The organism is Paraburkholderia bannensis (assembly GCF_014200455.1).
GTDB lineage: Bacteria > Pseudomonadota > Gammaproteobacteria > Burkholderiales > Burkholderiaceae > Paraburkholderia > Paraburkholderia bannensis_A.
In genome coordinates this window covers 31,896-56,017 of the sequence record NZ_JACHBW010000001.1, presented here as the reverse complement: position 1 = coordinate 56,017, position 24,122 = coordinate 31,896, and the positions used below count along the sequence as shown (strand labels likewise).

The following is a 24,122-nucleotide window of genomic DNA, read 5'->3' as shown; positions in this document are numbered from 1 at the left end:
AGACCGGTGGCAGGTGAGACGGACCGGCGGCGCTTCATGTGCGCCGCCGGAGAAAGGCCGCGTATTGTACAGGTGCGGCGCGCTGTAACCAGCGCAAGCCTGAGCGCATGCGCTCAATCGTAGGCTTCGCCGACGATCGCCTCGATCTTCTCCTTCACCTCCGGCGTGATCTTTTCCGCCACGTCGCGCGCTTTCATGTTTTCGCCGATTTGCTCCACGCGCGAAGCGCCGGTAATGACCGTGCTCACATCCGGATTCTTGAGAATCCACGCAAGCGCCAGCTGCCCGACGGTGCAGTCCAGTTCTTTGGCAAAATCCGCAAGCTTGCCGACGATTGCGTTTTTATCAGCATCCGTGACCTGCTTGCGCAGCCAGTCGTAGCCCTGCAACTGCGCGCGGCTGTCGGCCGGCACGCCGCCGCGATACTTGCCCGTGAGCAGCCCCGAAGCGAGCGGGCTCCATGTGGTCAGGCCAAGGCCGATGTCTTCATAAAGACGCCGATACTCGTCTTCCACGCGGCGACGGTGGAACAGGTTGTACTGCGGCTGCTCCATCACGGGCTTGTGCAGATGATGGCGTTCGGCGATTTCCCACGCGGCGCGAATTTCGTCCGCGCTCCATTCCGAGGTGCCCCAGTAGAGCGCTTTGCCGCGCGTGATCATGTCGCTCATCGCCCAGACCGTTTCCTCGACCGGCGTGTTCGGGTCGGGGCGATGGCAGAACACCAGATCGACGTAATCGAGTTGCAGGCGTTTGAGCGAATGGTCGATGGCGTCCAGCAGGTATTTGCGATTGAGCGTGTGGTACTGGTTGGGCGCTTCGTTCAAACCCCAGAAAAACTTGGTGGACACCACGTAGCTCACGCGCGGCCATGCGAGTTCCTTGAGCGCCTGGCCCATGATTTCTTCAGACTGGCCGCCTGCGTAGACTTCGGCGTTATCGAAGAAGTTGACGCCGGCGTCGCGCGCCGCGGCAAGCGATTCGCGCGCAAGATTCCGGTCGACCTGATTGCCGTATGTGACCCACGAGCCGATGGACAGTTCGCTGACTTGCAGGCCTGAGCGGCCCAGTCGCCGATAATTCATGAACGTCTCCTTTGCTTGATGCTGCCGATTGAGCAGGCAAGTTAGCACGATCCGCTTGCGGGCGCAGAAGGCTTGCGCCGCGCTGCGACAGGCGCGCAGCAAACGCACGAAGGCGGCTTGCCAGCTTCACGCGCGTGTCAGGCGGCTTCATGCACAATAGCGCGGTTGATCGCGGCGCAACATTCAGCCGGATGGCATAGGTCGAATGGCTGATTTGACGGCGAATGCGCATCGCGGTCTCATCCTGTCCACGGTATCCATTTTCTGGAGGTGCTCGATGTCGTCTCTCTCACTGAATTCGAAGCTCGATGGCAAGGTCGCGGTTGTCACTGGAGCAGCCAGCGGCATCGGCAAGCAGATCGCGCTCACGCTCGCCCAGGCGGGCGCCGCCGTCGCCATCGCCGACCTGAACCAGAGCGGCGCGGACGCCGTGGCTGAGGAGATCAAGGGCGCGGGCGGCAAGGCCATCGGCGTCGCCATGGACGTGACCAGCGAAGAGGCCGTCAACGACGGCATCGACAAGGTCGCCGCCACCTTTGGCTCGATCGACATCCTCGTCTCGAACGCCGGCATCCAGATCGTCAATCCAATCGAAAACTATTCGTTTGCCGACTGGAAGAAAATGCAGGCGATTCACGTCGATGGCGCGTTTCTCACCACCAAGGCCGCACTCAAGTACATGTACAAGGACGATCGCGGCGGCGTGGTGATCTACATGGGGTCGGTGCATTCGCACGAGGCGTCGCCGCTGAAGTCGGCCTATGTGACGGCCAAGCATGGTCTGCTCGGCCTTGCGCGCGTGCTGGCCAAGGAAGGCGGCAAGCACAACGTGCGCTCGCACGTCGTGTGTCCGGGCTTCGTGCGCACCCCGCTGGTGGACAAGCAGATCCCCGAACAGGCCAAGGAGCTGGGCATTTCCGAAGACGAAGTGGTCAAGAAAGTCATGCTCGGCGGCACGGTGGACGGCGTGTTCACCACGGTCGAAGACGTCGCGCAGACGGTGCTGTTCCTGTCGGCGTTCCCGAGCGCGGCGCTCACGGGCCAGTCGTTCGTCGTCAGCCACGGCTGGTTCATGCAGTAACGCGGAGGCCCGGTCATGGCGCAGCGCAAGAAAGGGCAGGTCCAATCGAGCGCGGTCGGCGAAGAAGCCGGCGCGCATACCGGGGCGGGCACGCAGCCCCAGCAGGCTGGCGAGGCTGGAGCGCAGCACGCAGCGCATGACGCCGCGCATCAGGCAGCCCATCAGGCTGCGCAAGCCCATGCGCGCGCGTCGCGCTGTAGCAGCGACTCCGCGCAATGGGAAACCGTCGCGCTCACGCTGCAGGGCGGCGGTGCGCTGGGCGCGTATCAGGCGGGTGTCTACGAAGGCCTGTTCGAGGCCGGTGTTGCACCCAACTGGATCGCGGGCATTTCGATCGGTGCGCTCAATACGGCGCTGATCGCGGGCAACGCGCCCGAGCATCGCGTGGCGCGGCTGCGCGAGTTCTGGGAAACGATCTGCCAGCCGGCCTGGAGTCCGCCGTTGCCGGCTTTCGTCGAACACGCGCTGTTCAACGCGGGCGACGCGATCCGCAAGACCTTCACGGCCTTCCAGGCGGCGGGCGCGATCGTCGAAGGGCAGAAGGGCTTTTTTACGCCGCGTTTTCCGCCGCCGCTGCCCAATGCTTCGGGTCAGCCCGGCAAGGCGAGCTACTACGACACCACGCCGCTCAAGGCCACGCTCGAACGCCTTTGCGATTTCGATCGCATCAATTCGGGCGAGGTGCGTGTTTCGCTGGGCGCGGTGAACGTGGGCACGGGCAACTTCGTGTATTTCGACAACACCAACACGAAGCTGCGTCCCGAGCATTTCATCGCTTCGGGCGCGCTGCCGCCGGGTTTCGCGGCAGTGGAGATCGATGGCGAGTACTACTGGGATGGCGGCCTGATGTCGAATACGCCGCTTTACGAAGTGATCCAGACCACGCCGCGGCGCGACACGCTCGCCTTCCAGGTCGATCTGTGGAGCGCGCGCGGGCCGGTGCCCGACAATATCACCGACGTCCAGGGCCGCATGAAGGACATCCAGTATTCAAGCCGCACGCGTCTGGTGACCGACATGCTGCAACGCTCGCAGCGTTTCCGGCATGTGCTGCGCGAAGTGCTGGACCGAGTCTCGCCCGAGCATCGGCAGGATAAGTGGGTGGAGCTGGCGGACGAACTCTCGTGTTCGAAGAAGTACAACGTGATCCATCTGATCTATCGGCAGAAGGAGTACGAAGGGCACTTCAAGGACTTCCAGTTCGGCACCACGACGATGCGCGAACACTGGGCGAGCGGTCTGCAGGATATCCGCGCGACGCTGGCGCAGCCTGGCTGGCTTGAGAAGCCGGAGAACGACTCGGGCTTCGTCACGCACGATATCCATCGCGATACGCGCGGTCACGGCAACGGTCCGCGGTAAGGCGCAAGCCGCCTGAGCGCCAAAACAAAAGGCGTCCGTTCGCGCGAACGGACGCCTTTTTTATCGCAACGTCAGCGCAAGGCCGCCGCCGCCGACGCTTACTTCAGCACCGCTGCGACAGCCGATGCGACCGCATCCAGGTTGCGCGTGTTCAGCGCGGCCACGCAGATGCGGCCCGTGCTCACCGCGTAGATGCCGAACTCTTCGCGCAGGCGGTCGACTTGCGCCGCCGTCAGGCCCGAGTACGAGAACATGCCGCGTTGCACGTTGATGAAGCTGAAGTCGCGGTCGACGCCGGCTGCAGCCAGACGCTCGACGAGGCCCGTGCGCATTGCGCGGATGCGATTGCGCATTTCGCCGAGTTCCGATTCCCACATGGCGCGCAGGTCGGCCGAGCCGAGCACCGCTGCGACCACCGAGCCGCCGTGCGTCGGCGGGTTCGAGTAGTTGGTGCGGATCACGCGCTTGAGCTGCGAGAGCACGCGCGACGATTCTTCTTTGCTGGCCGTGAGGATCGACAGCGCGCCGACGCGCTCGCCATACAGCGAGAACGACTTCGAGAACGACGACGACACGAACACGTTGAGTTCCGATGCCGCGAACAGGCGCACGACTTCGCCGTCTTCGGCGATGCCGTCACCAAAGCCCTGGTAGGCGATGTCGAGGAACGGCACGAGCTCACGCGCCTTCACGACTTCGATCACCTGCTTCCACTGGTCGATCGTGAGATCGACGCCGGTCGGGTTGTGGCAGCACGCGTGCAGCACCACGACCGTGCCCGCTGCGTAGCCATTGAGCGCCGAAAGCATCGCCTCGAAGTTCACGCCGTTGGTCTGCGCGTCGTAGTAGGGGTACGCGACCACTTCGAAGCCTGCGCTTTCGAACAGCGCGCGGTGGTTTTCCCAGCTCGGATCGCTGATCGCGACCTTGGCGGCCGGGTTCACGCGCTTGAGGAAGTCGGCGCCGATCTTCAGCGCGCCCGTGCCGCCGATGGCCTGCGCCGTGACGACGCGGCCAGCCGCGATCAGCGGCGAATCGTCGCCGAGCAGCAGCTTTTGCACAGCCGCGTCATAGGCGGCGATGCCTTCGATGGGCAGATAGCCACGCGGCAGGCCGGCTTCCACGCGGGCCTTTTCCGCTTCGCGCACCGCGCGCAGCAACGGAATCTTGCCTTCTTCGTTGGTGTACACGCCCACGCCGAGGTTCACCTTGGTCGCGCGTGCGTCGGCGTTATAGGCTTCGTTCAGACCCAGGATCGGGTCGCGGGGGGCGAGTTCGACAGCGGAAAAGAGGGACATGATGGTTCGGCAAAAGTGAAGGGAGAAGCTCGGTGGTCCGCGCGCCGCGGGTGTTTCTGAGGACTTCTGTGTGCGCCCCGTGATGCAAGGGAGCGCGGGGCGGCCGGCCACGCAACGCGCTATTGTAACGAATCCTCAAGCCGGTTTTTCGCCGACTGCGAGGCCAGCGGGGCCTTTCTGCCCAGCTTTTCGCTATCACTCGATGCAAAAACGCTGTAGCTGGCCTCTTGCAGAGGCGTGCTGAACGCCCCATCTCGATATCACCCGGCCTGACGAAAACACCTCGCGAGGGTTCCCGATGAGGTTCCAGATCCGGTTGTTCGTCCGGTGCCAGATCGGCTCGTCAAGCCGCTGACAGTCGACTGAGAGTCGACTGCCAATCACCGCCACTCCTCAAAAGCGCGTCGCGCCCGTCCGGTGTCGAAACGCTAGAATGTTTGTTTGCTCCGCGCCCAGGATGTCATCCATGTCCGACCACACCGTCGCCGACGCGCCCGCGCTCGACGAGTCGAAGTTCGTCCACTACGACGGCTCGCCGTTCCAGCTTTACCAGCCGTACCCGCCGGCCGGCGATCAGCCGACCGCGATCGAGACGCTCGTGGAGGGCGTGAAGGACGGCCTCTCGTTCCAGACGCTGCTGGGCGTGACGGGCTCGGGCAAAACCTTCACGATGGCCAATACCATCGCGCGGCTGGGCCGCCCGGCCATCGTGTTCGCGCCGAACAAGACGCTCGCCGCGCAGCTCTACGCGGAGTTCCGCGAATTCTTCCCGCGCAATGCGGTCGAGTACTTCGTTTCGTACTACGACTACTACCAGCCGGAAGCCTACGTGCCGCAGCGCGATCTCTTCATCGAGAAGGATTCGTCGATCAACGAGCACATCGAGCAGATGCGGCTTTCGGCCACCAAAAGCCTGATGGAGCGCCGCGACGTGGTGATCGTGGCGACGGTGTCGGCGATCTACGGTATCGGCAATCCGTCCGAATATCACCAGATGATTCTGACGCTGCGTCAGGGCGACAAGCTCGGCCAGCGCGACATCATCGCGCGCCTGATTGCGATGCAGTACAACCGCAACGAGCAGGATTTCCAGCGCGGCACCTTCCGCGTGCGCGGCGACACCATCGACATCTTCCCGGCCGAGCACGCCGAAATGGCCGTGCGCGTGGAACTGTTCGACGATGAAGTGGAAACGCTGCAGCTGTTCGATCCGCTCACGGGCCGCGTGCGCCAGAAGATTCCGCGCTTCACGGTCTATCCGTCGTCGCACTATGTGACGCCGCGCGAAACCGTGCTGCGCGCAGTGGAAACCATCAAGACCGAATTGCGCGACCGGCTGGAGTTTTTCCATGCCGAAGGCAAGCTGGTCGAAGCGCAGCGTCTGGAGCAGCGCACCCGTTTCGACCTGGAAATGCTCGCGGAACTGGGTTTCTGCAAGGGCATCGAGAACTACTCGCGGCACTTTTCGGGGGCGCTGCCGGGCGAGCCGCCGCCGACGCTGGTCGATTACCTGCCCAGCGACGCGATGATGTTCCTCGACGAATCGCATGTGCTGATCGGCCAGTTCAACGGCATGTACAATGGCGACCGCGCGCGTAAGGAAAATCTCGTCAATTACGGGTTCCGGCTGCCTTCGGCGCTCGATAACCGGCCGCTCAAATTCAACGAATTCGAGCGCAAGATGCGCCAGGTGGTGTTCGTCTCCGCCACGCCCGCCGATTACGAGAAGAGGGTCACGGGCCAGATCGCCGAGCAGGTGGTGCGGCCCACCGGTCTGGTCGACCCGGTGATCGAGGTGCGTCCGGCCTCCACCCAGGTGGACGACGTGCTGGGCGAAATCAACGCACGTGTGGAAGTGGGCGAGCGCGTGCTGGTGACGACGCTCACCAAGCGCATGGCCGAGCAGTTGACCGAGTTCCTCGCCGATCACGGCGTCAAGGTGCGCTATCTGCATAGCGACATCGACACGGTCGAGCGCGTGGAAATCATCCGCGATCTGCGTCTGGGCACCTTCGACGTGCTGGTGGGCATCAACCTGCTGCGCGAAGGCCTGGATATTCCCGAAGTCTCGCTGGTGGCGATTCTCGATTCGGACAAGGAAGGCTTCCTGCGCGCCGAGCGCTCGCTGATCCAGACCATCGGGCGCGCCGCGCGTAACGTGAACGGCAAGGCGATTCTCTATGGCGACCGCATCACGGATTCGATGCGCCGCGCCATCGACGAAACCGAGCGCCGCCGCGCCAAACAGATGGCCTTCAACGAGGAGCACGGCATCGTGCCGCGCGGCGTGGTCAAGCGCATCAAGGACATCATCGATGGCGTCTACAACGTCGACGATGCGCGCGCTGAACTGCGCGAGGAGCAGGAGCGTGCACGCTTCGAGGACATGTCCGAGAAGCAGATCGCCAAGGAAATCAAGAAGCTCGAAAAGCAGATGATGGACTACGCGAAGAACCTCGAATTCGAGAAAGCCGCCCAGACGCGCGACCAGTTGGCGACGCTGCGTCGACGCGTGTTCGGGGCAAACGTGGACGATCACCCGGCCTGACGGTCAGTGGCGACGCAAAGAAGGGCGCGCGGTTTCACACCGTCTGCGCCCTTTTTTATTGCTTTTTCATTGCTTCCGAAAGTGCCTAACCAGTCACCCATCTTTCTATTCAGAACTCGCTGAAAAATATTCGATAGCTTGCCGTAAGCCTGCGTTAACCCAGCGCTGCTAAAACCCTGCTGCGAAGGGGTTTTCCTTTCATCGCGATTTGTTCCCCATCGGCTTCGGTGTTAAACTTCGGGATTATTGAGAATTGTTCGCATTAACATTTTCAGGTTGATGTGCTTCGATACACTCGATCATTCGGTGGTACCTCATAAAAAAATCAGGAGTTTCGATGCGGATCCAAACTTTCGTGCGCGGCGCTGCCGTCATCGCGGCTGCGGCCGCAGCGTTCCCGGCCCAGGCGGCCGAATACCCGATCGGCAAGCAGCAGATCCAGGGCGGTATGGAAATCGGCGCGGTCTATCTGCAGCCGATCACCATGGAACCAGAAGGCATGATGCGCAAGGCGTCGGATTCCGACATCCACCTGGAAACGGACATCCACGCGGTCAAGAACAACCCGACCGGTTTCGCCGAAGGCGACTGGATGCCGTACCTGCAGGTGCACTACGAGCTGACGAAGCCCGGTTCGAGCTACGTGCAAAAGGGCGACCTGATGCCGATGGTCGCTAACGACGGTCCGCACTATGGCGACAACGTCAAGCTGGCCGGTCCCGGCAAGTACCACCTCAAGATGATCGTCGAAGCGCCGATGCAGATGGGCCACAATGCGTTCGGCCGTCACGTCGACAAGGAAACCGGCGTGGGCCCGTGGTTCAAGCCCATCACGCTCGAATACGATTTCCCGTTCGCGGGCATCGGCAAGAAGGGCGGCTACTGATCAGCGGCCGTATGAGCGCGCCGCGCGAGCCCGAGGCCGCGCGGCGCGCGAGGTTGCACCAGACGTGCATCAGGCGAACACCAGGAAGCGGATAAGACAGATGACTGGATTGCGGAAGTTTGCGGTGCTGTTGGCGGCGTCGTGTGCGGCAGCGCTGGCGCACGCGGAGGATTTGCCGACCTTCAAGCTCGAAATGACGGACGGCAAGCTCAATCCCGCGCGCATCGAAGTGCCGGCGGGCAAGCGCATCAAGATCGAGGTGCGCAACACCGGCAAGGGCGCGGCGGAGTTCGAGAGCGTTCAGTTGCGCAAGGAAAAAGTGCTGGCGCCGGGCGCGGATTCGTTCGTGGTGATCGCGCCGCTCGATCCGGGCGAGTACAAGTTTTTCGATGATTTTCACCAGCAGGCGCAGGGTGTGATCGTGGCGAAATAAGCGCCGCGAAGTCAGCGTCGCAAAGCAAGAACGCGGCTGGCGGATGACCGGCGGCAGGAGGTGTGGAATGGGTCAGGTATTGTTCATCGTCTGGCGCGAGAGCGTGGAAGCGCTGCTCGTGGTCGGCATTCTGTATGCGTGGCTGAAAAACGGCGACGCCGATGCGCGGCGCGGCTTGCCGTACCTGTGGGCGGGCGTGGGTCTGGGCATTCTGTCGGCGTGCGCGCTGGGCGCGGCGCTGGTCGGCTTCACGGAAGTGCTGTCGGGCGACGCCCAGGACTACTTCCAGACCGGCATGGTGCTGGTGGCCTGCGTGTTGATCGTGCAGATGGTGCTGTGGATGAAGCAGCACGGCCGCACGCTCAAGCGCGAGATGGAAGAGTCGCTGCAAAAGACCACGCGCGACGCCAACTGGTGGGGCATCACGGTGCTGGTGGCGCTGGCCATCGCGCGCGAAGGCAGCGAGACGGTGATCTTCCTGTACGGCCTCGGTTTCGGCCAGTCGGGTCATGTGGATGCGAGCCAGTACGTGGCCGTGCTGCTCGGTCTGGGCCTTGCGTTCCTGACGTTCTATTTCCTGCAACTGGGCGGCAAGGTGTTCTCGTGGCGGCTCTTTTTCCGCGTCACGGAAATCATGCTGCTGTTCCTCGGCGCGGGTCTGTTCCAGACCGGCGTGGACAAACTGATCGACAAGGAAATCCTGCCGACCATCGTCGATCAGGTCTGGAATTCGTCGGCGATCCTCGACGATTCGAGCACCTTCGGCTCGCTGGTGGCGACGCTCACGGGCTATCGCGCCCACCCGGCGCTGATGAACCTGATCGCTTACGCGGTGTACTGGCTGGTGGTGTGGTTCCTCGCGCATCGCGCGAGCGGACGTCACGCCGCCGTGGCGAAGAGGAAGGCAGCATGAGTTGTGCATCGGCCCAGCCGCCCGGGATGCGGCGGCAGGGCAGGCTGGCCCAGGCGGGCCAATGGATGCAGCGGCACGGCGCGATCATTCGCGGCGTGCAGTGGGTCGTGGTCGCGGTCTACGCGTTCCTGATTCTGGTGCCCGCGGTCATGCCGCTGCCCGACGATACCTCGCACCTGTGGAACAACCTCACGCTGGCGGCGCAGTTCGTCTTCTGGGGCATCTGGTGGCCGTTCGTGCTGCTCTCGATGGTGATGCTGGGACGCGTGTGGTGCGGGGTGCTGTGCCCCGAAGGCGCGCTCACCGAATTCGCGAGCAAGTTCGGGCGCGGCCGGGCAATACCGCGCTGGATGCGCTGGGGCGGCTGGCCATTCGTGGCCTTTGGCCTCACCACCATCTACGGCCAGATGGTGAGCGTCTACCAGTACCCCAAGGCGGTGTTGCTGGTGCTGGGCGGGTCGACGCTAGGCGCGATGGTGATCGGCTTTCTGTACGGGCGCGAAAAGCGCGTCTGGTGTAAATATCTCTGCCCCGTGAACGGGGTTTTTGCGCTTCTGGCACGCCTTGCGCCGTTCCGTTTCAAGGTCGACGAAGACGCGTGGCGCAACTCGTACACCCACGGCGAGCACGGCGGACATCGTGTGATTCCCGTCAATTGCGCGCCGCTGGTGCCGCTGCGCAATATGAAAGGCGCGGCGCAATGCCATATGTGCGGTCGCTGCAGCGGTCACCGCGATGCGATTGCGCTGACGTGGCGCTCGCCCGCCGAAGAAGTGGTCGAACTGGGCGACAGCCAGGCCAACGGCTGGGATACCGCGCTCATTCTCTACGGACTGCTTGGCATCGCCATCGGCGCGTTCCACTGGACCGGCTCGCCGTGGTTCATCGGCATGAAGCAGTGGCTCGCGGGCTGGCTGATCGACCGCGATATCACCTGGCCGCTCGACACCAATGCGCCCTGGTTCCTGCTCACGCATTATCCGGAGCAGAACGACGTGTTCTCGTGGCTCGACGGCAGCATGATCGTCGGTTATATCGTCGCGACCGGGCTGGTGTATGGCACGGCGCTGTTCGCGATTCTCGCGGCGTCGACGGCCACGCTCGGACGCTTCGACATGCGCCGTCTGCATCACTTCGCGCAATCGCTGATTCCGCTGGCGGGCGCGGGCGTGTTCCTGGGTCTCTCGGCGACGACGCTTTCGCTGCTGCGCGCCGAACACGTGTCGCTCGACTGGGCCGCCGAAGTGCGCATCGCGATTCTCGTCATCACGAATCTGTGGAGCGCGTGGCTCGCATGGCGCGTCACGGCGCGCTACAGCACGCGCTTCTGGCAGCGCGCGCTGGCGATGGTGGGTTTCGCGCTGGCGCTCGCGGTGGTGGATAGCGCGTGGTGGCTCATGTTCTGGGGCTGGACGCGCTGAGCATTTTTCCTGGGCTGCTGATATAGGCGGTATACGCCGCATTGGGGCGTCGCGGCACAAGTGTGGGTGCTACTCTCAATAAACCGGGTTGACGTTCGTCGCCCGGTTTTTGACTTTCAGGAGACACCCATGCGAACGCGAGCAGTACTGACCGACGAAGACGTGATCCGCGTAGCCGACGCAGCCGTGGCGCACGCCCGCGCGAATGAATGGAACGTGACGATCGCGATCGTCGACGAGGGCGGCCACCTGCTGTATCTGCGCCGCCTCGACGGCGCACCGCCCATCAGCGCCGAGATGGCGCCCGGCAAGGCGCGTACCGCCGCGCTGGGACGTCGCGAAAGCAAGGTGTACGAAGAAGCGATCCGTCAGGGCCGCACGGCGTTCCTGAGCGCGCCGCTCACGGCGATGCTCGAAGGCGGCGTGCCCATCGTCGTGAAGGGCGACGTGATCGGCGCGGTGGGCGTGTCGGGCGTGAAATCCGAGCAGGACGCGATGATCGCGCAGGCCGGCATTGCGGCGCTCGGCGGGCTCGATTAATAGCGTCGATTAACGGCGTCGATCCACGGCGTCAATCAACGAAAGGGTTTACGAAGTGGGGTGGGTGGCGGTTATAATCACGCCCCGGTATCGCTGATTCACATGCGCATAGACGCGTTGAATCACATAAACGCGAACCGCCGCTGCCTTCCCCATGCAGCAAAAGCAACGACCTTCAAAAGCAAAAGCCGCGGACGATGCCGCGGCTCTCGCCAGGACGGCTACGCTTCGCGCGCCGCTCCCGCTATTACAGGTGAGAACAAAAAAATGGCATGGCTTGCTGTGACGGCCGGCTTGAAGCTTGAAGGATGTGTGCACGAAGGGGTCTAGATCTCGCGTGCAAGCCGTCGTTGCTGGCTACTGCCCAACGCCTCTCGATGGAGGCGGTCCCCACAATACCCGGTACTAAAACTCAAACCTCACTTGGTGAGAATCAGCTTGCCCAATCGCGTGGCGCGCAGTTGATACGTCTCGCCGTTGTGCAGGATGCTCACGTGGCTGCGGCCTTGCAGCAGCGCCGCGCTGTCCAGCGTGCGCTCGCTGCTTGCGGGCGTGCTGCCTGCCGGGTCGGTGCTGTTGCGCGTGACAGCGGCGGGAGCGACGGCCTTGGGGGCTCGCGAGCCGGTCAACGCGGAGCCCGAGCGGCGCAGGCTAAGTGTTGCTGAGCGGTTGAATTCAGTCATGAACGTGACGGTCTGTGTGTGTCTCGATTCGATGGATGAATTCTAAATGATAATTGTTCGTATTTTCAATTACGATAAATTGATCGGAATCGGCAAGCGATAGCTTTATGCCCGATGTCCCCGCACCTCCCTGAAAAAACAACGCCCGGCGCAGGGCCGGGCGTGTTGGCGGGATCAGCTTGCGCTGGGAATTCAGTGCAGCGGCGCTTCCGGTTCGCCCGGACCCTGCACGAACTGGCGGATCAGACGCACGGTGTCGATGTCTGATTCGCGATAGGCCGACTTCACGATCTCCGATGTCTCGTGCTCTTCGCCCGAATCCGCGGTCGGCAGCGTGGTGCGGTATTCGAAGCGCAGGAACAGCTGCTGCGCGTGCGGCTCCTCGATCGTCATGGTGAGCGAGCCGCCCACGTACTCGGCGGTCGCGAGGATGTCGTAGCGCACACTTTCATTGGGCGTGAGCGTGACGCGGTCGCGCACCGTGGCGTGACCGTAATGCAGTTCGCGTTCGAGCGTTGCACCTTCGCGCGTGAGGATCGTGCAGCTGTCGAGGCCGAGCACGAAAAGCTGCGGCTGTTCGGCGCGCAGCACGAGGCCCTCCCAGAGCTGCTCGCGCGTCATCGGCTGCACGAGCGGATTCGTCGGGTCGTTGATCTGGATGAGGTGTTCGAAATTCAAGGCGACGGCTTCCTGTGATGTCCGTCCGCAGGCGCTCAGGCGACGAAGAGGCCCGAGCGGATGTGGATCGTGTTCGTGAGGACCTTGTGGACCGGGCAGGCATTGGCGATCTGCAGCAAACGCTCGCGCTGCTCGTCGGAAAGCCGTCCTTCCAGCGCAATCTGACGATCGATCGTGGTGCCTTCGCTACCGGTTTGCATCGAGAGCTTCACGCGCACGCCTTCGAGCGGCCACTCCTTGCGCTGTGCATACATCTTCAGCGTGATGGACGTGCAGGCGCCGAGGCTCGAAAGCAGCAGCGAGAACGGCGAGGGGCCGCGATCGCCGCCGCCGAGCGACACCGGTTCGTCGGCGATCCACGTGTGGGTGCCGTCGTCGAACTGGACCTGATAGTTCGTCGAGCCAATATGAGCAGTGACGTAAGGACTGACTGCCGGTTCGGACATGCGCGCCTCGCGGACGGAACGGTTGAATGGAATGCGCCGCGCACCGGACGCCCAGGCCCGGTAAGCGGCGTGTAAAACCTTATTGTGACAAAAAGCGGCGCAGGCTGTGGGTTAGCTTCGGCGCGCGCATGGCCTATGCCGAAGCTGACGGTCCGGCGCCCTTCAGTGCGAGATTCGCCCCATGCGTCCGGCCTGGTAATCGAGCACGGCCTCGCGGATCTCCTGCTCGGTGTTCATCACGAACGGGCCGTAGCGCACCACCGGCTCGTTGAGCGGCAGGCCGCCGATCAACAGCACTTCCACTGGTTCGGTCGCATCGGCGGGCGCGGCGATCGTCACGGTTGCGCCATCGCCCGCGAACGCCACCATCTGCTGCGCGCCGATGGCTTCGCCCTCATTGCCATAGCGCGCCGTCCCGGCGATGCCATAGGCAAACACATTCCATGCGGCCGGCACCGGCTGCTCCACGCGCGCGCCCGGCGCGAGCGTGAAGTGCAGATAGAGGATGGGCGTGCGCGTTTCGATGGCCGCCTTCGCGCCCAGCGATTCGCCCGCGATCACTTTCACCGTCGCCTTGCCGTCCGCCGAGCGTCCTTGCGGAATGCCCGCGTGCGGCATCTCCTGGTAACGCGGCGCGATCATCTTGTCCGAAGCCGGCAGGTTCACCCACAACTGCAGACCGTGCATGAGCCCGCCCGTGCGGGTGAATTCGGGGTCAGGCATTTCGCTGTGGATGACGCCGGCACCGGCGGTCATCCACTGCACGTCGCCGGGATTGAGCGTGCCCGAATGGCCTGCGGAATCCTTGTGGCCGAAGCGGCCCGCGAGCATATATGTCACGGTCTCGAAGCCGCGATGAGGGTGGTCGGGCGCGCCCTTGGCCGCGCCCGGCGCGTAATCGACAGGGCCCATTTCGTCGAGCAGCAGAAACGGATCGAAATCCATCAGCTGACGGGTAGGGAAGGGGCGATGGACGACGAACCCACCGCCCTCGGTGGTGCGAACGGCGGGAAAAACGTGGGCGATCGAGCGGACGGCCGGCATGGATATCACCTCCGAAAAATGGGAATTGCGCGATATGCGAAACAAACCGCTATTATAGGTAGCCGATTTGGCCTGTTTGACCGCCTGATCGCAATGGATTGTCCCATCGCTGGAACGACGACATGAAAATCGATTCGCACAACCTGAACGACCTGATGTACTTTTCGCAGGTCGTGGAACACGGCGGATTCTCGGCGGCCGAGCGCGTGCTCGGCATTTCCAAGTCGCGGCTGTCGCGCCGCGTGAGCGAGCTGGAGGCGTCGCTCGGTGTGCGCCTGCTGCAGCGCTCCACCCGCAAGCTCGCGCTCACCGAAGCCGGCGAGCTGTTCTACCAGCACTGCCGCGCGATGCTCGCGGAGGCGCAGGCGGCCGTGAACGTGGTGCAGTCGCTGCGCTCGTCGCCGCGCGGCACGGTGCGCGTGAGCGTGCCGGTCACGCTGTCGCAGACCATCTTTTCGCAGATCATTCCCGAATTCATGCATCGCTACCCCGAGGTGCGGGTGGTGATGCGCGTGACCAATCGTGTGATCGACCTGTTCGAGGATTCGGTGGATATCGCGCTGCGGGTGCGCTCCGAGCCGCCGCAGAACGCCAATATCGTGGTGCGCCCGCTATGGCGCACGGAACAGATGCTGGTGGGCGCGCCCAGCCTGCTCGCGCAGAATGCGCCGCCGCTCACGCCGGACGATCTCGCGCGCTTCGAGACGCTCGACACGCCCACGGGCGATGGCCGCCATGTGTTTCATCTGATCGCGCCGGACGGCACACGCCATTCGCACGAACACGAGCCGCGCCTCATCAGCGCCGACCTCACGACAATCCGCGAGGCCGCGCTGCAAGGGCTGGGGATCGCCGCCATGCCGGAGATGATGTATGGCGCCGCGCTGCGCTCAGGCAAGCTCTCGCCGGTGATGCCGGGCTGGACGCTGCCGGTGCCGCAACTCTATGCCGTGTTCCTCTCGCGCCAGGGCATGGTTCCCGCCGTGCGCGCGTTCGTCGACTACCTGGTGGAAGTGCTCGACGCCGACAAGAACCTGAATCAGGAATGCCCGCTCAAAAGCGATATCGATGCACTGATCGCGAAGAACGGCGTGCAGGCGCAGCAGCAGGCGGCGCTACGCGCCAAGGCGCTCAGCAATATCGAAACGGCTTGATCGCGCGCTCGCGCCGTATGAATAGAAACGTTGCGAACGTGCACGCGCGTGCGCTTGTATGAAGGCTTTTTCTCCGTCCATCGCGTATTTGCTTTTTGGCATTTAAGCGCCGCCGGCAATCGTTACTTTCAATGGGCAAAGTCTTGAAGCGGGGCAGCGAGAGGAATATATTGAAGTCCTCTCGCCAAGCACCGGTCTTGTGCGGGAATTGATGGCCGCTATCATAGCGAGCCTTCAGGGCCGAAAGCGCAGTCCGTGTCGCCACGGCAGTCGCATGTGCCGACGTGAACCGATCGATTGTCGGGGAGTGTCGCCACCGCCCGAATGCGCCGCGTGCGCTCGAAAAAAGGCCTTCATCCGACGATGAAGGCCTTTTACTTTGCGCGATGATGATTCGGCATCCGAATGATCGAGCGAAAAAGAAAACGCGCGACACAAAGTGCCGCGCGTTTCATGCGTTGCTTGATGCAGCGCGTGTCTTACTTGTGCGCCGGATCGGTCACGAAACCGAGCTTCGTCAGGCCGCCGCTCTGCGCCGCCGACATCACCTGCGCCACCTTCTCGTACTGGACCTTGCGGTCCGCGTTCAAGTGCAGTTCCGGCTGCGGTTCCTGCTGCGCGGCCGCCGCGATCTTCGCGCTGAGCTGCTCGTCGCTGACGGCATTGCCGTCCCACAGCACCGAGCCGTCCGCTTCGATCGACACGTTGATCTGCGCGGGCTTGGTGTCTTCCTTCTGGCTGCTCGCATGCGGCAGGTCGATTTTCACGGCGTGACGGATCACGGGGATCGTCACCATGAAAACGATCAGGAGAACCAACATGACGTCGACGAGCGGCGTCATGTTGATTTCGTTCATGAGGCCATCGTCATCGTCGCTGGCAAAAGGGCTCATCGCCATGTTGCTTGCCTCCGCGATTAGTGGTTGCGTGCGGCGACGCGCAGGTTGCCGGCGTTGCTACCCTTGGCCGTCGACGACAGGCGCGCACCCGTCACGAAGAACGCGTGCAGACCGTGCGCGAAGCGATTGAGCTTCGTGACGACCGCCTTGTTGGCGCGCGTGAGGGCGTTGTAGCCGAGCACGGCCGGAATCGCCACGAACAGACCGAAGGCCGTCATGATGAGCGCTTCGCCGACCGGACCCGCCACCGCGTCGATCGAGGTCTGGCCCGATGCGCCAATCGCGAGCAGGGCGTGATAGATGCCCCACACCGTACCGAACAGGCCGACGAACGGCGCGGTCGAGCCGATCGAAGCCAGGATCGCGAGGCCCGACTGCATCTTCGCAACCGACTCGTCCATCGTGTCCTTCAGGCAGCGCGTGACCCAGTCCGACACGTCCATGCGGTCATGCAGATGCGGTTGCGTCTGGTGATGGTGATCGGCGGCTTCCTGGCCCGAAAGCGCGAGGGCGAGGAACGGGTTGTCCTCGCGCGTGCCGCTGCCGAGCTTCTTCACGCCATCGGCGAGATCGTCCGAATGCCAGAACTGTTGTTCGGCGTTCTTCGTGAGGCGCTTGAGGCGCGCCACGTTCCAGCCCTTCACGACGATCACGCACCACGACAGCACCGACATGATGAACAGTGCCAGCGCGATGCCGCGCGTCACGAAATCCCCTTGCGCCCAGACGTGGGCGATACCGTAGTTCTGCATGCTTTTTCCTTTAATTCAATTCGTCAAAACAGTGTGATTCTCATTCAGACGCGCTGAGCGAACAGCGCGACCGACCGCCGCGCGCATCAATCATGCAGGCTGAAATCGAACGGTTGCGTGTAAGCGGCGCGCACCGGCTGGCCGTCCTCCAGGTACGGCTTGCAGGAACTGCTGCGCATGGCGTCCATCGCGGCGTCATCGAGGCGGCTGTAGCCGCTGGACTTACGCAGCTCGATGTTTTCGATCTTGCCGGTGAGGCCCACCACGAAGTGCACCATCGCCGTGCCGGTCTCACCACGGCGCTTCGAGAGCGTCGGGTAGTCCGGCTCGACGATGCGGCAATCGAGGTGCGAAACGTTCTTGGGCGCGGATAGCGCCATCACGGGCTTGGCTGGCGCCGGTGCGGCCGCTTGTGGCGGCGGTGCGGCAGGCGCGGGCGGGGCCGGATCGGCGGGTGCGGGCGTTTCGATCGCGTGTTGCGAGGGCGCGGCGGCGACCGGCAGCGGCGGCGTGGGCGTCGGCTTTTGTTTCGGCTGGGCCTTGGGCTTTTCGCGCTTGACGGGCACCGGCTTGGGCGGCGGCGGAGTCGGCGTGGACTGGATCGCGGCTGGCGCGGCAACTGGCTCGGGCTTGAGCAGTTCAGCCGTGATGGCTTGCGATTCGAGTGCGACGGGTTTGGCGTCGTCGTGGTGCGTGAGCACGACGGCGATGAGCGCGGCGTGCAGCGCGAGCACGATCGCTGTCGCGGTTACGACACGGCGATTCGTGCGTAGGGCGGGGAAGCTCAGCGCGTTGGCGGTGGTTTGAGAAGCCTGCATGTTAGCGTGGCCGCCCCGTATTCGACGGCGCAAAAGGCAGACAACGCGTCGCTACGGGCAGCTTTATGGGCGAAAGATCAACAGCGAGATGCACACGGTGGTCACAAATCCGATCAGCAATTCCATCCCGTCCTCCAGAAAAGGGGTGCGAGCGGTAGCTGGCTGGTCGTGAAACTGGCTTGCTGTCGGCGATAAAGCGCTCGGTTATCTGAGCGTTGTTGCGGCGCGCGTCTGAGCAGGCTTGAGGCGCGCGCCGCGGGGAAATCAGGCGGCCTTGCGCTCGTAGAACGTCAGGGGCACGACGTGCGGTACGGCCACCACCGGGTGAGCGTGGTGATGCGACACGCCACAGCGGCTTGCACACACACCGCTTTGCGCCATCACGTCGCGAACGGATTCTTCGCACTTGCCGCAGCAGGTCGCGACGCCGAGCTCGAATTGCAGTTCGTCGAAAGAGTCCATGCCTTCAGCAATCGAGGCACGGATCGTACGGTCGGAGACGGACTTGCACACGCAGACAATCATGATGGAGCGCAATAGAGAGAGTTAATGCGAATTATTATCATTATGTTTGGCCCGTTTGGCAAGCACTTGACAGGCATGCAGGCGGAATTTTTGTAACAAAACCCGATGCTTAGCAGGGATTTTGCTCTGGATCAGACGAACGACGGATGGGACGCAGAGCGGGGCGCGATCGCTCAGGCAGACGGCAAGCGGCTCTCAGGCGGGGCCAGAAGGCGAAGGGCAGACGTCTGTGTTGAGGCCGGAACGAGCGGCGCGCGGACGTTCTGTTGCAGTCAGGCGGCGTCGGATTCGAGTTCGCGAGTGCGTCGCGAGGGAATCTGGACGCGCTCGACTGGAGCGTCGAGCTTGAGTAGCGCCGCTGCGAGCGCGCGCAGGTGCGCGCCGTCGCTGGTCGAGCACAGGCGCACGCCAGCGCACGAGGCATCGCCGGCCTGGGCCGCGCGCAAACCGTGGTGGTCCAGCACGCGTTCGAGCTGGCGCGCGATGGCCACGCTCGTATCCACCAGCGTCATGCGCTTGCCGACGATGGAGCGGATCGCGCCGTCCAGAAACGGATAGTGCGTGCAGCCCAGAACCAGCGTATCCGCGCCGGCGTCGAGCATCGGCTGGAGGTAGCCGCGTAGCAGCGCGACCAGTTCCGGCGAGTCGATATCGCAGCGCTCGACGGCTTCCACGAGACCGTGGCCGGGCTGGCAGAGCACGCGCAGATCATCGGCGTGACGCTCGACGAGCGCCTGGAAGCGCGCGCTGCGCAGCGTCACCTGGGTGGCGAGCACGCCCGCCACGCGCGATTTCGATTGTTGGGCCGCTGGTTTCACGCCGGGCTCCACGCCTACGAGCGGGATCGGCAGACGCGTGCGCACGAACTCGATCGACTGCGCGGTCGCCGTATTGCAGGCCACCACCAGCGCCTTCGCACCCTGCGCCACCAGCCATTCGCCGATGGCAAGCGTGCGGTCGGCGATAAAGTCGTCGTCGCGCTGGCCATACGGCGCATAGCGCGAGTCCGCCACGTAGACGATCTGCTCCGCCGGCAATAGCGCGCGCACGGCGCGCAGCACCGACAGGCCGCCCAGCCCCGAATCGAAGATGCCGACAGGGATGGCGTTAGAAATTGCCTGTTGGGAAGCCGGAGAGTTCACGTGAATCGGAAAAAGAAATGGAGACGCAAAACGGGGCGTCGATGTTGCGAGGGCCGCACCCGCAAGCGCGGATGCGGCCCTTTGGCAATCAGCCAGAAGCCAGTGCCTGGATCAGGATTCTACCGAACCCATCATGGTCTGCTGATAATTCTGGATGCCGACCTTGCCGATCAGATCGATCTGCGTTTCGAGCCAGTCGATGTGCTCTTCGGTGTCGTCGAGAATCTTCGTGAAGATTTCACGCGAGACGAAATCACGCACCGATTCGCAATACGCGATGGCTTCCTTGCAGGTGCCCTGGGAAATGTATTCGAGCTTCAGATCGCATTCGAGCACTTCCTGGGTTTCTTCGCCGATCAGCAGTTTGTGCAGATCCTGCAGATTGGGCAGGCCGTCGAGCATGAAAATACGTTCGATCAGCCAGTCGGCGTGGCGCATCTCGCCAATCGACTCGTCATATTCGTGCTTGCCCAGTTTTTCGAGGCCCCAATGCTTGTACATACGGGCATGCAGGAAATACTGGTTAATGGCGGTCAGCTCGTTCTTGAGCTGCGCATTGAGATATTCGATGACTTTCTTGTCGCCTTGCATAGTTTTTCCTTCCTTGTGGGGCGTGCAGGTTTTAACACTGGTTCCAGACAATAAACGCTCGATACGCAAAAGCCAAGGCGCATTCTTCGATAAATCGCGGCCAATTCAGCCAGTTTGCAGCGTGCTGAGAATTAGTCTCAGTCCGCTTCGCGTTACTCCAAAAAAAACCGGGGCGCGGGGCCCCGGTTTTTAGATCGGCGTTTGAACGGCTGGCCGATTATCTCGCATCAGGATGAATCTCATCCGGCGAATATCAGGCGGTGGCGACCGGAATCTTACCGATCTTTGCCTGCCATTCCGCAGGACCCGTCTTGTGCACCGAGGTGCCCGACGAATCGACCGCGACCGTCACCGGCATATCCTGAACGTCGAATTCGTAGATGGCTTCCATGCCCAGGTCTTCGAACGCCACGACCTTCGAGCCGCGGATCGCCTTCGACACGAGGTACGCCGCGCCGCCCACGGCCATCAGGTACGCCGCCTTGTGCTTCTTGATGGCTTCGATGGCGACCGGGCCGCGCTCGGCCTTGCCGACCATCGAGATCAGGCCGGTCTGCGAGAGCATCAGGTCGGTGAACTTGTCCATGCGGGTGGCGGTGGTGGGGCCTGCCGGGCCGACCACTTCGTCGCGCACCGGATCGACCGGGCCAACGTAGTAGATCACGCGGTTCTTGAAGTCCACCGGCAGCTTTTCGCCCTTGGCGAGCATATCGGCGATGCGCTTGTGAGCGGCGTCGCGGCCCGTGAGCATCTTGCCCGAGAGCAGCAGCGTCTGGCCCGGCGTCCACGAAGCGACTTCTTCCGGCGTGAGCGTGTTCAGATCGACGCGCTTGCTGGTTTCCGTGTTCGGTTCCCAGTTGACCTTCGGCCATGCGTCGAGCGAGGGCGCTTCCAGCTTCGCCGGGCCCGAGCCGTCCAGCACGAAGTGCGCGTGGCGCGTGGCGGCGCAGTTCGGGATCATGGCGACGGGCTTCGAAGCCGCGTGCGTCGGCGCTGCGTGAATCTTCACGTCCAGCACCGTGGCCAGACCGCCCAGACCCTGCGCGCCGATGCCGAGCGCGTTGACCTTCTCGTGCAGTTCGACGCGCAGTTCTTCGATCCAGTCCTTCGGGCCGCGCTTGATGATGTCCTGAATGTCGATGGACTCCATCAGCGATTCCTTCGCCATCAGCATCGCCTTCTCAGCGGTGCCGCCGATGCCGATGCCGAGCATGCCCGGCGGGCACCAGCCCGCGCCCATCGTCGGCACGGTCTTGAGCACCCAGTCGACGATCGAGTCGGACGGGTTGAGCATGACGAACTTCGACTTGTTTTCCGAGCCGCCGCCCTTGGCCGCGACCTGCACGTCGACCTTGTCGCCCGGCACGATCTCGTAGTGGATCACGGCCGGCGTGTTGTCCTTCGTATTCTTGCGGCCGCCTTCGGGCGGCGACACGATCGAGGCGCGCAGCACGTTGTCCGGGTTCAGGTAACCGCGGCGCACGCCTTCGTTGATCATGTCGGTGACGCCCATCGTCGCGCCGTCCCAACGCACGTCCATGCCGACCTTCACGAAGATCGTGACGATGCCGGTGTCCTGGCAGATCGGGCGGCGGCCTTCGGCGCACATGCGGCTGTTGGTGAGGATCTGCGCGATCGCGTCCTTCGCGGCCGGGCTTTGCTCCAGCTCATAGGCGCGACCCAGCGCCTCGATGTAATCCTGCGGATGGTAGTAGCTGATGTACTGGAGCGAATCCGCAACGCTCTGGATCAGGTCTTCCTGCTTGATGACGGTCATGGCTAGCTTCTATGGGGACGGGTGATTCGAATCGTGGAATTTTTTGTTTTGACCTGCCGCTTTTAATGCGACTTAGCGGTCGCTCTTCAGTCTGTTTCCGCAACCTCGCGCGCCGGCGCCGGATGGCGCGCGGCGAGATCGTGATAATGCTCGGGATGCGTATGCGTGGTGATGCGGTCGATCCACGCCATTACCAGCGCGGACAGCAGGAAAGCGACGTGAATGGCCACTTGCCAGATCACGGTGCGTTCCGAAACGGCGTCCGGGTTGATGAAGGTTTTCAGCAGATGAATCGACGAAATGCTGATGAGCGCCATCGCGAGCTTCACCTTCAGCACGCCGGCATTCACGTGATCGAGCCATTCGGGCTCGTCGGGATGGCCTTCGAGGCCCATGCGCGACACGAAGGTTTCGTAGCCGCCGACGATCACCATGATGAGCAGATTGGAGATCATCACCACGTCGATCAGACCGAGCACGGCCAGCATGATGCTGGTCTCGTCGAGCGACATCGCGTGGGTGACGAGGTGCCAGACTTCCTTGATGAAGAGCACGCAGTAGACCGTCTGAGCGACGATCAGACCCAGGTATAGCGGCACCTGGAGCCAGCGGCTCATGAAGATGATGCTGGGCAGGACGCCCATGCGGCGACGGTGAGGGGCGGCAGACTTCGCGGCGGACGGCTTGGGGCGTGCGGCGGACATGGGCGTTTCACGTAGGGCGGAAATCGGGCGGGGCGCACGCGGCGCCGGGCGCGCCGCGCCGAGTCTGCTGTTCCGATGCAGGCTCGCGCCGTTCGCGCCGCGGCGTCACAGGGGCCGGGCGGGCGCTATTGTAACGCGTTGGCGCGACACTTCGCCGCGATGCGGGCAGCATCCTTTCAGGGCCATTACAGTGCCTGGCGCGGCGGCCGTATCAAGATGCGACGGGCGGCAGACGCTTCGTCTTCACGCTGGCGAGCGCAATGCCCGCGATCACGCAGGCAAGCGCCACGCCATGCGCGGGCGTGGGCCGCTCGCCCAGAAACACCATGCCGTAGACCGCGGCGGCCACCGGCAGCACGGCGGTGAACACGCCCGCGATGCTGCCCGGCACATGGCGGATGCCCATCATCCACAGCACGAAGGAAAAAACGCTGGCCGACAGCCCGTACCACAGCACGAGGCCCCAGATGCCCGCCGGCACGCTCGCGTAGTCGAACGAAAGCGCCCCGGCCAGTCCCACCGGCAACATCAGCACAAAGCCAAACAGATGGGTGTACGCGCAGATTTCTAGCGGCGCGAGCGTCTGCGTGAGACGGCGCGACAGGATCACATAAAGCGACTCGCAGCAGACCGCGCCCAGCACCATCAGATTGCCGCTGAAGGAGCCGGGATTGGCGGCGCTCGCATCGGCATGCGCGAGATTGATGACGGCGATGCCGACGATGGCCAGCGCAATCGACGCGAAAGCGCGCGCATCGGGCCGCTCGCGCAGGAACAGCCACGAGAACAACGCGACCACGGCGGGAATCGTGCTGGTGATAACGCCCGCGGCGACGGCGCTGGTGCGATGCACGCCGCCGAGCATCAGCAGCGTAAACCCGAATGTACCGAAGAGCGCCTGCAGGAACAGATTGAGCCATTCCCCGCGCTTCACGCGGCGCATGCGCGCCACGCGCAGGAGGGGCCAGAGCACCGCGAGGGCGATCACGAAGCGCAGCAGCGCGAACAGCTCGACGGGTAAAAATGCAACGATCGTTTTGCCGATGCCGACATTGCTGCCCACGAGCAGCATGGCGGCGACAAGAAAAAGTGAATGACGGTTCAAGCTGGAATCCTGGCGCTCAGATCAGTTAGCATTCTAAATGGACGTTTAAGAGGTCGCTATCGCAGCACGGGCCGCATTGTCATCGGTCGGCCTCGTAAGTAGCGGGTAAGTTGCTTTGCGTAACCTTGAACCGATGGACCGGCGCGCGAGTCCATCGCTTCACAGAATCGTCGTTAGCGCCTGGGCTGCAGAGGGTGCGGCGACACATAGGAGACGGCGGGCGCAGGCATTGAAGAT

General features: G+C 63.3%; 24 protein-coding genes. 9 read left to right on the top strand and 15 right to left on the bottom strand.

The genetic code is table 11. The features are described from left to right. Positions 1–113: 113 nt before the first annotated feature. Entirely contained in the window at positions 114–1,085 is a 972-nt protein-coding gene (locus F4827_RS00245) for an aldo/keto reductase (RefSeq protein ID WP_183721151.1), read from the bottom strand. Between the two features lie 277 nt (positions 1,086–1,362). On the opposite strand from F4827_RS00245, the gene F4827_RS00240 reads away from it, so the two are divergent. Together F4827_RS00240 and F4827_RS00235 are read left to right on the top strand one after the other, a co-directional pair. Then, positions 1,363–2,166, top strand: coding sequence for a 3-hydroxybutyrate dehydrogenase (locus tag F4827_RS00240; RefSeq protein WP_183721154.1), 804 nt, complete (start codon positions 1,363–1,365; stop codon positions 2,164–2,166). 15 nt (positions 2,167–2,181) lie between these two features. Further along, on the top strand, positions 2,182–3,528 hold the full coding sequence (locus F4827_RS00235) for a patatin-like phospholipase family protein (RefSeq protein ID WP_260174918.1): 1,347 nt from the start codon (positions 2,182–2,184) through the stop codon (positions 3,526–3,528). A 98-nt stretch (positions 3,529–3,626) separates the two neighbouring features. Here the strand turns inward: F4827_RS00235 and F4827_RS00230 are convergent, their stop codons facing one another. After that, complete coding sequence (locus F4827_RS00230) at positions 3,627–4,826, bottom strand: amino acid aminotransferase (protein WP_183721157.1); 1,200 nt, start codon at positions 4,824–4,826, stop codon at positions 3,627–3,629. 466 nt (positions 4,827–5,292) lie between these two features. Between F4827_RS00230 and uvrB the strand changes: the two genes are divergently transcribed. From uvrB to F4827_RS00200, 6 genes are all read left to right on the top strand, one after another. Further along, a complete protein-coding gene (gene uvrB / locus F4827_RS00225; RefSeq protein WP_183721160.1) occupies positions 5,293–7,374 on the top strand; it encodes an excinuclease ABC subunit UvrB in 2,082 nt (693 codons plus the stop codon). A 337-nt stretch (positions 7,375–7,711) separates the two neighbouring features. Further along, positions 7,712–8,260, top strand: a complete 549-nt coding sequence (locus F4827_RS00220) for an iron transporter (RefSeq protein ID WP_183721163.1) — start codon at positions 7,712–7,714, stop codon at positions 8,258–8,260. Between the two features lie 100 nt (positions 8,261–8,360). After that, a complete protein-coding gene (locus F4827_RS00215; RefSeq protein WP_183721166.1) occupies positions 8,361–8,693 on the top strand; it encodes a cupredoxin domain-containing protein in 333 nt (110 codons plus the stop codon). A 67-nt stretch (positions 8,694–8,760) separates the two neighbouring features. Further along, a complete protein-coding gene (locus F4827_RS00210; protein ID WP_183721170.1) occupies positions 8,761–9,606 on the top strand; it encodes an FTR1 family protein in 846 nt (281 codons plus the stop codon). Positions 9,607–9,632: 26 nt separating this feature from the next. Further along, on the top strand, positions 9,633–11,027 hold the full coding sequence (locus F4827_RS00205) for a 4Fe-4S binding protein (RefSeq protein ID WP_183721385.1): 1,395 nt from the start codon (positions 9,633–9,635) through the stop codon (positions 11,025–11,027). A 129-nt stretch (positions 11,028–11,156) separates the two neighbouring features. Then, entirely contained in the window at positions 11,157–11,567 is a 411-nt protein-coding gene (locus F4827_RS00200; RefSeq protein ID WP_183721173.1) for a heme-binding protein, read from the top strand. Between the two features lie 419 nt (positions 11,568–11,986). On the opposite strand, the gene hemP is transcribed toward F4827_RS00200, so the two are convergent. The 4 genes from hemP to F4827_RS00180 all read right to left on the bottom strand — a co-directional run bounded on the left by hemP (position 11,987) and on the right by F4827_RS00180 (position 14,418). Further along, entirely contained in the window at positions 11,987–12,250 is a 264-nt protein-coding gene (gene hemP, locus F4827_RS00195) for a hemin uptake protein HemP (RefSeq protein ID WP_183721176.1), read from the bottom strand. Positions 12,251–12,442: 192 nt separating this feature from the next. Further along, positions 12,443–12,928, bottom strand: coding sequence for an SRPBCC family protein (locus tag F4827_RS00190; RefSeq protein ID WP_183721179.1), 486 nt, complete (start codon positions 12,926–12,928; stop codon positions 12,443–12,445). Positions 12,929–12,963: 35 nt separating this feature from the next. Beyond that, positions 12,964–13,374, bottom strand: a complete 411-nt coding sequence (locus F4827_RS00185; protein WP_183721182.1) for an OsmC family protein — start codon at positions 13,372–13,374, stop codon at positions 12,964–12,966. Positions 13,375–13,536: 162 nt separating this feature from the next. After that, positions 13,537–14,418, bottom strand: coding sequence for a pirin family protein (locus tag F4827_RS00180; protein WP_183721185.1), 882 nt, complete (start codon positions 14,416–14,418; stop codon positions 13,537–13,539). Between the two features lie 122 nt (positions 14,419–14,540). Between F4827_RS00180 and F4827_RS00175 the strand changes: the two genes are divergently transcribed. Further along, positions 14,541–15,572 carry a LysR family transcriptional regulator gene (locus F4827_RS00175; protein WP_183721188.1) on the top strand — a complete coding sequence of 344 codons (1,032 nt, stop codon included), beginning with the start codon at positions 14,541–14,543 and terminating at the stop codon, positions 15,570–15,572. 479 nt (positions 15,573–16,051) lie between these two features. On the opposite strand, the gene F4827_RS00170 is transcribed toward F4827_RS00175, so the two are convergent. From F4827_RS00170 to F4827_RS00130, 9 genes are all read right to left on the bottom strand, one after another. Continuing rightward, complete coding sequence (locus F4827_RS00170) at positions 16,052–16,471, bottom strand: biopolymer transporter ExbD (protein WP_183721191.1); 420 nt, start codon at positions 16,469–16,471, stop codon at positions 16,052–16,054. Between the two features lie 17 nt (positions 16,472–16,488). Further along, positions 16,489–17,223: a MotA/TolQ/ExbB proton channel family protein gene (locus F4827_RS00165; protein ID WP_183721194.1), complete on the bottom strand. Its 735-nt coding sequence runs from the start codon at positions 17,221–17,223 to the stop codon at positions 16,489–16,491. Between the two features lie 86 nt (positions 17,224–17,309). After that, positions 17,310–18,041, bottom strand: a complete 732-nt coding sequence (locus tag F4827_RS00160) for an energy transducer TonB (protein ID WP_183721197.1) — start codon at positions 18,039–18,041, stop codon at positions 17,310–17,312. 264 nt (positions 18,042–18,305) lie between these two features. After that, the gene (locus tag F4827_RS00155) at positions 18,306–18,566 is read right to left on the bottom strand and encodes a bacterioferritin-associated ferredoxin (RefSeq protein WP_183721200.1); all 261 of its coding nucleotides are present in this window, start codon (positions 18,564–18,566) and stop codon (positions 18,306–18,308) included. A 272-nt stretch (positions 18,567–18,838) separates the two neighbouring features. After that, complete coding sequence (gene murI / locus F4827_RS00150; protein WP_311672119.1) at positions 18,839–19,708, bottom strand: glutamate racemase; 870 nt, start codon at positions 19,706–19,708, stop codon at positions 18,839–18,841. Between the two features lie 111 nt (positions 19,709–19,819). Beyond that, complete coding sequence (gene bfr / locus F4827_RS00145; protein ID WP_027817224.1) at positions 19,820–20,299, bottom strand: bacterioferritin; 480 nt, start codon at positions 20,297–20,299, stop codon at positions 19,820–19,822. 253 nt (positions 20,300–20,552) lie between these two features. Next, complete coding sequence (locus F4827_RS00140) at positions 20,553–22,076, bottom strand: fumarate hydratase (RefSeq protein ID WP_183721203.1); 1,524 nt, start codon at positions 22,074–22,076, stop codon at positions 20,553–20,555. A gap of 86 nt (positions 22,077–22,162) precedes the next feature. Continuing rightward, positions 22,163–22,780 (bottom strand): TIGR00645 family protein, encoded by a 618-nt coding sequence (locus tag F4827_RS00135; protein WP_183721206.1) that lies wholly within the window; start codon positions 22,778–22,780, stop codon positions 22,163–22,165. Positions 22,781–22,991: 211 nt separating this feature from the next. After that, the gene (locus tag F4827_RS00130; protein WP_183721209.1) at positions 22,992–23,885 is read right to left on the bottom strand and encodes a DMT family transporter; all 894 of its coding nucleotides are present in this window, start codon (positions 23,883–23,885) and stop codon (positions 22,992–22,994) included. Positions 23,886–24,122 lie beyond the last annotated feature (237 nt).